The organism is Streptomyces sp. NPDC031265 (assembly GCF_055570295.1).
This window is the reverse complement of the sequence record NZ_JBVIHM010000020.1, coordinates 97,673-110,781: the sequence shown is the minus strand read 5'-3', so window position 1 is coordinate 110,781 and position 13,109 is coordinate 97,673. Positions and strand designations below refer to the sequence as shown.

General features: G+C 73.8%; 10 protein-coding genes. 5 read left to right on the top strand and 5 right to left on the bottom strand.

The features are described from left to right. Nucleotides 1-63 precede the first annotated feature (63 nt). The gene (locus tag ACZ499_RS27075) at nt 64-1,110 is read right to left on the bottom strand and encodes a nitronate monooxygenase (RefSeq protein WP_468678718.1); all 1,047 of its coding nucleotides are present in this window, start codon (nt 1,108-1,110) and stop codon (nt 64-66) included. 227 nt (nt 1,111-1,337) lie between these two features. On the opposite strand from ACZ499_RS27075, the gene ACZ499_RS27070 reads away from it, so the two are divergent. The 3 genes from ACZ499_RS27070 to ACZ499_RS27060 all read left to right on the top strand — a co-directional run bounded on the left by ACZ499_RS27070 (nt 1,338) and on the right by ACZ499_RS27060 (nt 4,445). Further along, nucleotides 1,338-2,654, top strand: coding sequence for a helix-turn-helix domain-containing protein (locus tag ACZ499_RS27070; RefSeq protein WP_468678716.1), 1,317 nt, complete (start codon nt 1,338-1,340; stop codon nt 2,652-2,654). Nucleotides 2,655-2,767: 113 nt separating this feature from the next. Continuing rightward, nucleotides 2,768-3,682: a hypothetical protein gene (locus tag ACZ499_RS27065; protein WP_468678713.1), complete on the top strand. Its 915-nt coding sequence runs from the start codon at nt 2,768-2,770 to the stop codon at nt 3,680-3,682. A gap of 100 nt (nt 3,683-3,782) precedes the next feature. Continuing rightward, on the top strand, nt 3,783-4,445 hold the full coding sequence (locus ACZ499_RS27060; protein WP_468678712.1) for a DUF4232 domain-containing protein: 663 nt from the start codon (nt 3,783-3,785) through the stop codon (nt 4,443-4,445). Nucleotides 4,446-4,463: 18 nt separating this feature from the next. Here the strand turns inward: ACZ499_RS27060 and ACZ499_RS27055 are convergent, their stop codons facing one another. Then, nucleotides 4,464-5,582, bottom strand: coding sequence for a sulfite oxidase (locus ACZ499_RS27055; protein ID WP_468678710.1), 1,119 nt, complete (start codon nt 5,580-5,582; stop codon nt 4,464-4,466). A 233-nt stretch (nt 5,583-5,815) separates the two neighbouring features. Between ACZ499_RS27055 and ACZ499_RS27050 the strand changes: the two genes are divergently transcribed. Next, nucleotides 5,816-7,198, top strand: a complete 1,383-nt coding sequence (locus ACZ499_RS27050) for an FAD-binding oxidoreductase (RefSeq protein ID WP_468678708.1) — start codon at nt 5,816-5,818, stop codon at nt 7,196-7,198. Between the two features lie 304 nt (nt 7,199-7,502). Here ACZ499_RS27050 and ACZ499_RS27045 read toward each other — a convergent pair whose 3' ends face one another. Next, nucleotides 7,503-9,785, bottom strand: a complete 2,283-nt coding sequence (locus tag ACZ499_RS27045; protein WP_468678706.1) for a SpoIIE family protein phosphatase — start codon at nt 9,783-9,785, stop codon at nt 7,503-7,505. Between the two features lie 118 nt (nt 9,786-9,903). Next, nucleotides 9,904-10,887, bottom strand: a complete 984-nt coding sequence (locus ACZ499_RS27040) for a GlxA family transcriptional regulator (RefSeq protein WP_468678704.1) — start codon at nt 10,885-10,887, stop codon at nt 9,904-9,906. A 71-nt stretch (nt 10,888-10,958) separates the two neighbouring features. On the opposite strand from ACZ499_RS27040, the gene ACZ499_RS27035 reads away from it, so the two are divergent. Beyond that, nucleotides 10,959-11,285 carry a cupin domain-containing protein gene (locus ACZ499_RS27035; RefSeq protein WP_361385986.1) on the top strand — a complete coding sequence of 109 codons (327 nt, stop codon included), beginning with the start codon at nt 10,959-10,961 and terminating at the stop codon, nt 11,283-11,285. Between the two features lie 93 nt (nt 11,286-11,378). Here ACZ499_RS27035 and ACZ499_RS27030 read toward each other — a convergent pair whose 3' ends face one another. Further along, nucleotides 11,379-12,770 carry a hypothetical protein gene (locus ACZ499_RS27030; protein WP_468678700.1) on the bottom strand — a complete coding sequence of 464 codons (1,392 nt, stop codon included), beginning with the start codon at nt 12,768-12,770 and terminating at the stop codon, nt 11,379-11,381. Between the last annotated feature and the right edge of the window lie 339 nt (nt 12,771-13,109).

The following is a 13,109-nucleotide window of genomic DNA, read 5'->3' as shown; positions in this document are numbered from 1 at the left end:
TAGTGGAATCATGGTGTCCGCGACGAGGACCTGTCAAACGCGCGCGGACAACGGGAGAGCGGATCACATGGCGGCCGCCCGGGCCGCCTCCCACAGGTCGCGGGTGAGGGCGGCCGCCGGTACGGCCCGGGCGAGGCGGAAGCGGCTGCCCGCCCACAGATGGAGCCGGTCCGCGTCCCCGGCCTTGGCCGCGGCGGCGCGCAGCTCCTTGGTCAGATGGTGCACCTGCGGATACGCGTCGGGGGCGCTCGCGTCGTGCGCGTCGATGAACCGGTTGCGCAGGCCCCGCGCGGGCCGCCCGGAGAACGCGCGCGTGACCACGGTGCGGTCGAAGCGCGGGTCGACGAGGGCGTCCTGGTGCGTCCGCGAGGCCCCCGACTCGTGGGTGCGCAGATATACGGTGCCGAGCTGCGCGGCGACGGCACCGGCCGCCAGCGCGGCGGCGATGTCCTCCCCGGTGCCGAGGCCGCCCGCCGCGATCAGGGGGATCCGCACACGTTCGCGGACGGCCGCCAGCAGGTCGGGCAGCGGCAGGTCCGACGGCTCGGCCTGGGCGTCGTGGGTGGCCCGGTGGCCGCCCGCGTCCGGGCCCTGGAGGCAGAGCGCGTCCACCCCGCGGGCCTCAGCCGCCTCGGCCTCGGCGACGGTGGTGGCGGTCCCGATCAGATGGCTGCCCGCCCGGTGCAGCGCCTCGACGACGGACGCGCCGGGCAGCCCGAAGGTGAACGACACCACCGGCACGGGCTCGCGCACCAGTACGTCGAGCTTCTCGTCCCACCCGTCGTCGTCGCCCTCGTCGGTGGGCACGGGCAGGGTGATGCCGTACTCGGCGGCCTCGGCGAGGAGCTCCGCACGGTAGGCGGCCACCGCCTCGGCGCTCGACGGGGCCGGGGGACCCGGCACGAAGAGGTTGACCCCGAACGGGCCGCCCGTCAGCTCCCGGGTCCGGACGATCTGCTCCCGCATGCCCTGCGCGGTGCGGTATCCGGCGGCCAGGAAGCCGAGTCCGCCCACTCCGCTCACGGCGGCGGCCAGTTCGGGGGTGGAGGCGCCGCCCGCCATCGGCGCCTGGACGAGCGGAACGGAGAGTCGGTCGGGCTGGAACGGCATGGTCGTCCTTCAGGGTGAGGGTCTTGTGCGTCGTCGCTCCGATCATGCCGGGCCCCGGTTTTCGCCGGGCACGGGCGGGCGTCGGCGTTCGCTTTCCTCGCGACTGCGCCGGCCAAGGGGCTGCGGGGCGTGGCTGATTGATCCATATCGGCGGTGGCGGCGCGCGGCGTACGATCCGGCCGCCCGGCGGTCGAACCGGCCGCGGGTCCGAGGTCAATGGGGGAGTCATGACGAGCATCGAGAATGACAGACCGGGACCGGACGGCGGCGGTCTGCCGGATCCGGGGGCGCTGGGCACGGTCGGGGAGTTCGTCGGGGCGCTGCGGGCGCTCAAGGCGGTGGAGAGCCTGTCCCTGCGCGAGTTGCAGCGGCGTACCGGGCTGCCGCGGACGACCATCGCCCATGCGCTGAACGACGAGCGTCCGTCGCTGCCGCCGTGGGACCGGGTGCAGGCGCTGCTGCGGGCGTTCGGCGTACGGGGAGAAGCGCTGGCGAGTTGGAAGGACGCGTGGACGCGCATCCGGCTCGATTCGGCCAAAGGTGCGGGCGGCGACGGGGAACCGGAACCGGAGGCCGGAGAGCAGCCCGCCGAGCCCCCGGAAGGGGAGGTTCAGCAAGCGGGTGCGGCCGAGCCCGAGGTCTCCGCCGTACCCCGCGCGCGGGTCCGTCCCGGGCGCCGTGCGCTGATGCACGGCAGCCTGCTGGGGGTCGGCGCCGTGCTCGGGGCCGTGGCCGTGTTCGGGCTCGTCGGCTCGGCGGGCGGTTCGCCGGGAGGGGGCGGTCCCGCGGAGGCCGAGACCTGTCCGCCCGCCACCGCGTCACGGAGCGCCGACCCCGGCCTGCCCGTCTCGGCCGACCCTCGGCTGCCCGCCTCCGCCGGCCCCGGCCGGTCGCCCTCCAGCGGTTCTCCGGCGCGTGTGGTGCAGGCGCGCCCCGCCTGGGTGGGCCGCCCCGCATCCGACGCGCAGATCCTCTCCGACACAGACGTCGACCTTCCGGTGACCTCCCCGGTGACCGGCGGGGACGCATTGATCGTCAGCGTCATGCTGACCAGCACCTGCCCCGGCCCGGTCACGGTGACCGACACCCAGGGGGACCGGTTCCGCGTCGTGGGCGAGGTCACCGACACCCGCAGGCACCGCACCCTGCTCCTGGCAGGCTTCCACGTGCACCCGCTCACCACCGCCGACTCGATCCGGGTGGTGTACCCGAGCGCCAGCAAGTACCACATCGCGGTCGACGAGTTCCGGGGCGTCAGCACGGTCGTGGCCCGGGCGGAAGCCCACGGCGAGGCCGGTGGTACCGCCTTCACCACCAGCCACAGCAGGGTGGAGTGCGCGCCCGGTGACCTGGTGGTGGCCGCCGTGGGCACCAACAGCGGTACCGCGCCCGTCTACTCGACCGAGTGGAGCGCGCTGCCCGTGCTGAGGCTGTCGTCCTACCGTCTGTCCGGCGCCTACCGCGTCGCCCCGGCGGACCCGTCGTGCGCGGCGACCGGCACCACGACGGCCCAGTGGGGTGCGGTGGTGGTGGCGTTCCGCTGACACGGGGGAGACCGGCGCCCGCCCTGGCGGATTCGCGCCCTTCCCCGCCGCCCGCGCGCCACGTTACGTATGGCTTGGCGCACCACGGCGGCGCGCGGGGAAGGGCGGCGGTCATGACCGAGGCACAGCCGAAGGGCCAAGTTCCCGCAGGGGACGACGTGTCGCGTACGGCGCACTCCGGCACCCAGGGGATGACGCGCTTCGACGACGCCTACGACCAGCCGGACCCGCGCGCCTACTTCCGCGCGCTGCGCCCCTGGGGATACCGGACACCCCACCACGCCCAGCGCGTGTTCCGGCGCCTGCTCGCCGCACGTACGGCCGCCGGGCGCGAGCAAGGCCCGGCGACCGTGCTCGACCTCTGCTGTTCGTACGGCGTCAACGCCGCCCTCCTCCACCACGACCTGACCCTGGAGGACTTGTACGAGCACTACACCTCGGCGCACACCGCCGCACTCACCACTGCCGAGCTGAAGCAGCGCGACCGCTCCTTCTACGCGGCCCACCGCCACCCCGACGCGGCGCGCGTCATCGGGCTAGACATGGCCGGGCACGCCGTCGCGTACGCGCAGGCGGTCGGATTGCTCGACGAGGGCTTCGCCGAGAACCTGGAGGCGGCGCCGCCGAGCCGGGCGCTGCTCCGGGCCGTACGGCACACCCGCCTGATCACCGTCACCGGCGGAGCCAGCTTCCTCTCCGCCCGTACCTTCGCACCGCTCCTCGCGAGCATCGAGGGCCCCGTGTGGGTGGCGGCGTTCGTGCTGCGCACCGGCTCCTACCGGGACATCGCGCACAGCCTGGCCGCCCACGGCCTGGTCACCGAGAAGCTGACCGCTCCCACCTTCCCGCAGCGCCGCTTCACCGATGATCAGGAGCGGCGCTACGCCGTGGACGCGGTGACCGCGGCCGGTGAGGACCCCCGGGGCAAGGAGAGCGACGGCTGCTTCCACACCGCGCTGTATCTGTCGCGTCCCGCCGCCGAGGTGGCGGATGTGCCGCTTTCGGCGGTGTTGGACGGTGGTTTGTAACCGTCGTGCCACACCCGACCATACGTGTGAACCATTGCGGCCGCCGCGGTGTGTTGTACGGCGAGTGCCGGGGTGTACCGGCCATATCCTCGGGGGAGTCATGGACTACTCACACATGCGTCGGGCGATGACGGTGGCGGCGACAGCCGTGGTGGCCGGTGTGCTGGTGGTCGGCTGTGAGCCGGGCGGCGGCAAGGGGCGCGACACGGGGGCCGCGTCCCCCGTCATCCCGAGCGCCCAGGCCACACCGCACACCACCGCACCCACCGCGAAGGCCCCCACGGCCCCGGCAGGTACCGCCAAGCCCAAGCACGCGGCCCCCAAGTGCGGGATCAGCGACCTGAAGGTCACCCCGGCCCACCAGGCGGCCAACCGCCCGCCGGGTACGGGCACGGGCGCGGCGGTCGTCGGGTTCGCCAACACCTCCGCGCACCCCTGCACGGTGAAGGGGTTCGTCACCGTGGGCGGCGCGGGGAACGGCTCACCGGACCACAACGTCCCCCTCGCCGCCACCCACACCGGCACCGCCTCCACGGTCACGCTCGCCCCCGGCGCCCACGCCTGGACGAAGCTCACCTTCGTCCAGGTCCAGGGCGAGGCCGACGGGATCTGCGCGTCCGGTGCCGAGCCGGTCTCGTACCCGACGCTCGTCCTCGGGGTACCGGGTGCCGGGCGTCATCAGACCGCCCTGGACGACGGCGTGATCGCCGAGTGCGACAACACCGTGAAGGTCACGGCGCTCTCCGCCACGAAGCCCTCCTGAGCGCACCTGCCTTGCGGCTCAGCCGTCCCGCGGGCAGAACACACCGACCCGCTGGACGAGGTTGTTGGCGAAGCCGCCGCGGTTCCAGGGCTGGGCGAGCGGCTGGGTGGCGCCTTCGGCGTCGGTGGCGCGGGCGCTCAGGACGTGGCTGCCAGGGGTGGCCGTCCAGGGCGCCCGCCAGCGGCGCCAGGCCCAGTCGTGGCCGTCCGCCGGGGCGAGTTCCGCCTCGTACCAGCTGTGCCCGTCGTCCGTGCTCACCTCGACGCGGGTGACGGGCGCCCGCCCCGACCAGGCCCGGCCCTCCAGCAGGATCCGGCCGGGGTGTACGACCCGCGTGCGGGACATGAAGTCCGGGAAGCCGGGCGGGATCATCAGCGCGCGCGGGGCCATGCGGGTGACCGGATCACCGGGATCGTCGGCGGACTGCCGGTAGCGGTAGGCGACTTGCTGCTGGAAGCCGGTGAAGGGGGTCGCGGTGAGCGTGATGGCGCGCAGCCACTTCACGTGCGCCATGCCGTACCACCCGGGGACCACGAGGCGCAGCGGGTGGCCGTGCTGCGGCGGCAGCGGGGCGCCGTTCATCTCGTACGCCACCAGCACCTCGGGGTCCCGGCCGACCGCGTCCGTCACCGGCAGACTGCGCTGGTAGTCCTGCTCCACCCCGCGCTCGACGCCGTGGTCCGCGCCGGTGAAGACCGCCTCGACGGCGTCCCGCTCCATCCCCGCCTCGGCGAGCAGTGTGCGCAGCGGCACCCCGGTCCACTCGGCGGTCCCCACCCCCTCGACCAGCCACGGCTGGCTGACGGGACGCGGGGCGAGCCGGGCCCGGCCGTTGCCCGCGCACTCCATGGTCACCCGGTGTGTGGCCGCCGGGAAGGCGCGCAGGGCCGCCAGGTCCAGGGTGAGCGCGGTGCGCACCCGGCCGCCTACGGTGAGCTCCCAGTCGTCCGCGTCGGCGTACGGGATGTCGTAGTGGACCAGTACGTAGTGCAGTCCGGGCGGGGTGACGTCGTAGCGCAGGGCCTCCAGGGGCAGCCCGTGGTTGCGGGCCGCCAGGGCGAGTTCCTCGGGGCTGATGCCCTCCGCCGGGCCGGCGAGACGCCCCGGCGTACTGATGTCACCGATACGCCCGTCCATGACCCCATCGTGCGCCCGCGACCGGGCCCGGTCATCTCCGGGGCCGGGGCGGCCGGGGATTGCGAGTCTCCGCTCGCGGCGAGACGCTTGAGGTGTCAGCCCTGTGGCGCCCGTTCACGGCCGAGACCGGTGGGGACGCCGGGGCACCGGCGTGCACGAACCCACCGGCGGCCCAGCAGGGGAAGGGCCGGGCGGGTCCACGGACCGTACCGTGCCGCTGCTAGGAGATCGCCATGGACGGCACGACGCTGGAGGCGATGCGGACCGTACTGCGCGGTCCGGTCATCGGCCCGCAGGACCCGGAGTACACCGAAGCCCGCACGATCTACAACGCGATGATCGACCGGCGGCCCGCCGCGGTCGTCCGGTGCGCGGACGCGGGCGACGTCATCGACGCGGTCGACTTCGTCCGCGACCACGGCCTCGAACTCGCCGTCCGCGGCGGCGGGCACAGCGGCCCGGGCCTGTGCCTGGTGGACGACGGCGTCACCGTCGACCTGTCGCCCATGCGCTGGGTGCGCGTCGACCCCTCGGCGGAGATCGCCCAGGTCGGCGGCGGCTCCCTGATACGCGACCTGGACCACGCCGCCCACGCGTTCGGCCTGGCCACCCCGGCCGGCATCATGTCGACGACCGGCGTCGGCGGACTGACCCTCGGCGGCGGCCACGGCCATCTGACCCGCAAGTACGGCCTGACCATCGACAACCTGCTGGCGGCCGACGTGGTGCTCGCGGACGGTAGCTTCGTCACCACCAACGAGCGCAACCACCCGGACCTGTTCTGGGCGCTGCGCGGCGGCGGTGGGAACTTCGGCGTCGTCACCGCCTTCACCTTCTCGTTGCACCCGGTGCACACCGTGGTGCTCGGCGTCACCCTCTGGACGCTCGACCGCATCGGTGACGTGCTGCGGTGGTACCGCGAGTTCCTGCCGCAGGCGCCCGAGGACCTGAACGGGTTCTTCGCGGTGCTCGTCGTCCCGCCGGGGCCGCCGTTCCCGGAGGAGATCCACGGGCAGAAGATGTGCGGCGTGGTGTGGTGCTGGACCGGCGACCCGGACGAGGCCGAGAAGGTCTTCGAGCCGGTCGGCGAACCCGGCCCGCCCGCCTTCCACTTCACGGCGCCCATGCCGTACCCGATGGTGCAGAGCATGTTCGACGAGCTGATCCCCAAGGGCCTGCAGTGGTACTGGCGCGGCGCGTTCTTCGACCGCATCACCGACGGGGCCATCGACGTCCACGCCAAGTACGCCGAGGGCATCCCCACCGACCTCTCCACCATGCACCTGTACCCGGTCGACGGCGCCGCCCACCGGGTCAAGCCGGGCGACACGGCCTGGGGCTACCGGGACGCCGTCTGGTCCGGGGTCATCGGCGGCATCGACCCCGACCCGGCCAACGCCGAGACCGTCAAGCAGTGGTGCGTGGACTACTGGGAGGAACTGCAGCCGCACTCCATGGGCGGCAGTTACGTGAACTTCATCGGCGTCGGCGAGGGCCAGGAGCGGGTCAGGGCCACCTACCGCGACCAGTACGACCGCCTTGCCGCGGTCAAGCGCGCCTACGACCCGCACAACCTCTTCCACGCCAACCAGAACATCGAACCCGCCCACGGTTAGGGCTTGTCCGGCGGCCCCGTCACACCGGCAGCAGCCGTGCGAGGAGGCCGCCGAGCTGGTGCGCGTTGCGGCACACGTGCATCTCGATAGCCGGTCTCGGCGAGGCGCGCGGAGACATCGTCCACGGACGTGAAGTACCCGGTCGTCATGGGGTGTTCTGCTGGACTCCCGCGCGGCGGAGCGGCTTCGCGGCGCGCTCGTACGTGATGTCGTGCGTACTTGATCCGCTCCCCGGTCCGGTCCACAACGGGGAGGCACGGTTTGCGGCGAAGGTCACGGTGCCCGGAAGGGGCCGCGCCCGGCGTCAGCGCGTGGCGCGGCGGGTGGTCAGCAGGAGCGCGATGTCGTCCGGGCGGTCCGTGGCCTGGCGGGCCTCCTCGATGAGCAGGTCCGCGGTGCCGCCCAGGGACGGGCCGGTGCGGCGGGTGGGGGTGGCGGCGCGGGACAGGGCCGCGCGGAGCCGCTCGATGCCCTCGTCGATGTCGCTGCCCGGCCGCTCGACCAGCCCGTCGGTGTACAGGGCGAGCACCGCCCCCGGCTCCAGGCACAGGTCCACCACCGGGTACACGGCGTCCGGGGCCACCCCGAGCACCACGCCACCGGGCAGGTCCAGGACCTCGGTACGGCCGTCGGGTTGGCGCAGCAGCGGCTGCGGGTGTCCGGCGCGGGCGGCCCGGGCGGCGCCGGTGAGCGGGTCGAGCCTGATGTAGCAGCAGCTGGCGAACTGGCCCGGGTCGAGGTCGATGAGCAGCCGGTTGGTGCCGCTCATGACCTCCTCGGGCGGATGCCCGCCGAGCGCGAAGGCCCGTACCGCGCTGCGCAGTTGACCCATGGTGGCCGCGGCCTGCACCCCGTGTCCCTGGACATCGCCGATGACCAGGGCCAGTCCGTCCCCGGCCTCGACCACGTCGTACCAGTCGCCGCCCACGTCCATGCCCTGGGTGCCGGGCAGATACCGTCCCGCCGTCTCCACCTGGGGGTGTACGGGAAGGCGGTGGGGGAGCAGGGCCGCCTGGAGGCCGCGGGCGAGGGCGGCCTCCGTGTCGTAGCGCTGAGCCCGCTCCAGCGCCTGGGCGATGAGCCCGGCGAGCGCGGTGAGGACCGTGCGCTCCTGCGGGCTGAAGCCGCGCGGCCGGTCGAAGCCGAGGATGCAGGAGCCGACCGGCCGGCCGGAGGCGATCAGCGGCAGGAAGGCGCGGGCGCCCTCCTCGGCGTCGAGGGCGATGCCGGGATAGGCCGCCGCGAGCTGCTGCATGGACTCGAAGAAGAGCGGGCGGCCACTGGTGAGCGTCTCGACGCCGGGCAGCCGCACGTCGAGCGCGACCCCGTCGAAGGGGTCCAGGAAGCCTTTGGGGAAGCCGCTCTCCCAGGCGAGGTAGAGGTGGCGGTCCTGGAGCAGATAGATGGCGAGGCGACGGCCGCCGAACGCCGGTAGCAGCTCCTGCATCACTACGGCCGAGACCTGGCGGGCGGTGACCGCCTCGCTCAGTGCCAGGGCGAGGAAGACGGGCGGGTAGAGGGCCTCCGTCCGGTTCGCCGCCGCGGCGGGGGCGGCCGGGTCGTCCGCGAGCGCCGCCGGGGCCGTCAGCGGCCCGAACGGCGGGTCGCCGCGCTCCTGCCCGTCGAGGGCGGTGCCGCCGGGGAGGGAGGCGGCCTTGGCGGCGCCGGCATCCCGGCCCAGCGGGACCGCCGTGAACGTCAGACCGTTCGGTCCCGGGTAGACGGACAGCGAGAGCCGGTCGCCGTACCGCTCCCCGGACCCCGGCCCCTCACCGGGTGCCGGCGGGCGTCTGACCTGGAAGTGCACGGGGTCCCTCGACAGCAGCGCGCCGCGCAGATGGTCCTCGTACGTGGGCTGCTCCAGCCACGGCACCGCGTGCCACAGGGACCGCCCGAGCAGTTCGCTGGGCGGGTGGCCGAGGAGCAGGGCGGCGCGCGGGTTGACGTAGCTGAACAGCCCGAGGCGGTCCAGCGTGAACACGCCCTCGGGGAGCAGATCGGCCGCGCCGTCCCCGGGGGTGCCGCGGCCCGCGTGCCCCGGGGAAGCGCCGTCGGTCGGGGGCTGTACGCACAGCGGCTCGCCGTCCCAGACGACCCCGGGGCCGTCCGCCTCCAGTTCGAGGAGGGCGGCGCCCAGGGCCTGTGCCGCCTCCGTGAGGCGGTCGCGGTCCAGGGGCGCCGAGGAGGCGTCCAGTGACGCGGGGCGCAGCACGCTGAGGACTCCGTACGCCGTCGACGCCCCCACCACGGGCACGTACACCGAGCCGAACCGGAACGGCAGCCCGGCCGCCAGCTGGGGGTAGCGGCGCATGGTCTCGGTGGGGTCGGCGAGCTGGATCTCGACGCCGAGGCGATGGGCGTCGGCCACCGGGAACGGCCGGTCCACGTGCATGCGCCACCAGGGGCGGAACAGCGGTCCTGGCAGCCCGGAGAGCACGGCCAGCCGCAGCAGCCCGGGTGTGCTGGAGCGCAGGTACACGCCTCCCACGTGGCCGCCGACGGCGCGCATGGCCTCCGCCACGGCCCCGGTGAGCAGTGCGGTCAGTCTTCCCGGCGCCCAGTGCTGGTTCTCGGCGCTCTCAGTCATCGGTCTGCCCTCGTCCGCGTGCCGCGCGGTAGGTGATAGAGCAAGAATGCGCCCCGGGGCCGGTGGCCCGCACCTCGTGGGCGGCGACCGGGTGGCCGGGGGCCGAGAGGCCCCGGGTTCAGGGGGCGGCGCGGGCCGAGGATCCGCCCGGTGCCTCCCCGAACGTACGGCGGTAGGCGCCCGGTGTCGTCCCGAGCGCGGTGCGGAAGCGGCGGCGGAGGTTGACGGCGGAGGCGAGGCCGACGCGCGTGGCGATGGCCTCGACCGGCAGGCCGGTCTCCTCCAGGAGGACCCGCGCCGCGTCGATGCGGCGGCGCAGCAGCCACTGGCCGGGGCTGACGCCGAGCTGGCCGTTGAAGCGCCGGGCGAGGGTGCGGCCGGAGAGCCCCGCGTGTGCGGCGAGCCGGTCGAGGGTGAGCGGGGTGTGCAGGCGTGCGTCGGCCCATTCGAGCAGTGGCGCCAGTGACTCGTCGGCGGCCCGGGCGGGCACGGGCGGGGCCGCGTACTGGAGTTGGCTGCCCTCGCGGTGCGGCGGCAGGACCATGCTGCGGGCGATCCGGGCGGCGTGGGCCGCGCCGTGGTCGGTCCGCACGAGGTGCAGGCACAGATCGATCCCGGCCCCGCTCCCGGCGCTGGTCGCCACGTCGCCGTGGTCGACGTACAGGACGTCCGGGTCCACCTCGACCTCGGGATGCTCGGTGGCGAGCTGGTCGGTGCGGCGCCAGTGGGTGGTGGCGCGGCGGCCGTCGAGCAGCCCGGCGCGGGCGAGGACGAAGGCGCCCGTGCAGATGGACACGATCCGGGCGCCGCGCCGGTGGGCGGCCCGCAGGGCGTCCAGGACGGCCTCCGGCACGGCCCCGCCGACCGGCTGCCAGCCGGGCACGACCACGGTGTCCGCCGTCTCCAGCGCGCCGAGCCCGGCCTCGACGAGCATCGGGCAGCCGACGGTGGTCGGTACCGGCCCGGGCCGCTCGGTGCACACCTCGAAGGTGTACGCGTCGGGGAGATCCGGGCGTACGGCGCCGAAGACCTCGGCGGCGCAGGCGAGTTCGAAGGGCGACTGCGGTGGGTTGATCAGGGCCACGACACGGTGACGGTCCATGGCAGGAATGTACCCGCAGATGTCTTTCTGGACTCTCGGGCAGCGGATCCGATGTGATCCACAGTGGTGCCATGAGCGAGATCACCGGAACAGGACCGCTGAAGACCGTCGTGCGCGTCGAGGAGGTGGAGCCGATCGACGTCGCCCCCGGCATCGTGCGCCGCAGAGTGGGGATCACCGAGCACGCGCGCGGCTGGCTGATCGACTTCGCGCCGGGCAGTGAGTGGCCCGAGATCGACGTCCACGCCACCGAGGAGCGCTACTACGTGCTCAGCGGGGAGGTGATCGAGGGGGAGGAGCGCCACGCCGCCGGTACCTACGTGGTGTTCGCGCCCGGCAGCCGCCACCGGCCGCGCAGCGAGAGCGGCGCGCGGATGCTCGGCATCACGGTGCTCTGACACTCCGCGCGCCCCGGGCGCGTACACACGAGTGGGCCGGAAGGCGACCCGCCTTCCGGCCCACTCACCCCTCTTCGGGGGCGGGGACAGGCCCTAGCTCTCCGCGTGCCCGCTCGCTAGCGGCCACTCGCGGTGGAGGGCGCCGAGCGGGATGCGGCGCTCGATGACCGGCGTGCCGAACAGGGACAGCTGGAAGTGGAGCTGGCCGCTCAGGTCGAGGCCGCCGTAGACGGCCCAGGCACCGGAGACGGACGCCTTGCCGTCGGAGGACGCGGTCGCCTTGGCGTCGGCCTCGCCGCGCAGATAGGGGGCGAAGTCGGCGCTGACGCCGACGGCCCCGTACAGACCGACGGAGGCCTCGGCGCCGAGGGCGCCCTTGACGCGCCCGGCCGCGGTGACGGTGGCCGTCACCGGCGAGCTGTGCACGGCGGAGGTGCTGACCGGGGTCCAGCCCTTGCCGGAGGTGTAGCTGCCGCCGACGCGGAAGTCGCCCTTGACGTCCTGCTGGACGTCGAGCGTGACATGGCCGTCGGCCTCGACCTGGACGTAGCAGGTCAGGTCGAGGTTGACGACGACGGGGACCGGCCCGACCTGGATGACGGGCGCACTGTGCAGCTTGGCGAAGGGAATGCGCTTGGGTGCGCCGGTGCTCGCGGCGGCGCGGCCCTTGAGCGCCCACTGCGAGGACCAGTCGCCGCTCATGCCGAGGAACGCGGAGCGCGGTCCGAAGCCGCCGGAGCTGCCGTCGTACGAGAACTCCACCTCGGGGGCGAGCTGGACGAAACCGGAGACCGCGGCGCCGGCGGAGGCCGGGGCGTCCTTGGCGGTGTCCACCGCGGCGTTCACGTCCAGGCGCAGATTGCCGAGGGGCAGCTTGGCGCCCTTGGGCCCGTACGTGAGGCCCTTGCCCTTGGCCCAGGAGAAGGTGACGCCCTTCATCAGGGGCTCGACCTTGACCGAGGACGGGTCGACCGGGACCTTGCCGTCGGCCTTGTCGTCCTTGAGGACCGAGGCCAGCGTCGTGGGCGCGGTCTTCACCTCGGTGCCGCTCCCGGTCTTCCCGACGACCTCGGTGACCTTGGCGAGCAGTCCGTTGGGGGCGCCCGGCGCCGGAGCGCTGGCGATGACATCGCCGACCGCGACGGGCTTGTCGGGCGCGGGGGAGTGGCTGGGCGCGGCGGTGTGCCGCTGCGGGGCGGTGGATATGACGGCCCGTCGGCTCGTCTTGTCGTAGGAGGCGACCTTCAGCGAGGACCTCTCCGGCCGGCCCTTGCCCGTACGGGTGCGGGCCACGGCCGTCGGCGCGGACGCCTCCTGCGGCGCCGCGGCCACGTCGAGCTGCTTCGTGTCGTCGGCGGCCGCCGCGGTGGTGGCGGTGCTGCCCGGCTGCGCCGCACTGCTGTGCCCGGTCGAGGAGCAGCCGGTGGCGGCGAGGGCCAGGGTGGCCAGGCCGGGCACCAGGAGGCGTGTGGTGAACGTGCGCACGTGGATGTGACCTTCGGATGGGAGGAGGGGGGTCGTTACTCGGGAGTAACGCGAAGGCCGATCATGCCATGTGCGCCCGGTGCCAGTCACCTTGACTGCCCGCCAACTCGCGTGTGACACAGGACGGTTGAAGCTTCATTTACGTGGGTGGGAGCGGCATTCACGTGGGGTGGGGGCGGTGCATACGTCGGTGGGGGGGGGTTGGGGTGGCGGGGGGAACCCCCCACCACCCCCCCCCCCCCCCCCCGCGTTTTTTTTGAACCCGCTCACCCCCGTTCGCTTGGTAGAGGGCCGCCCCAACCGTTTCGTCTTTTCTGTGTTTCTTTCTTTCCTTTTTAC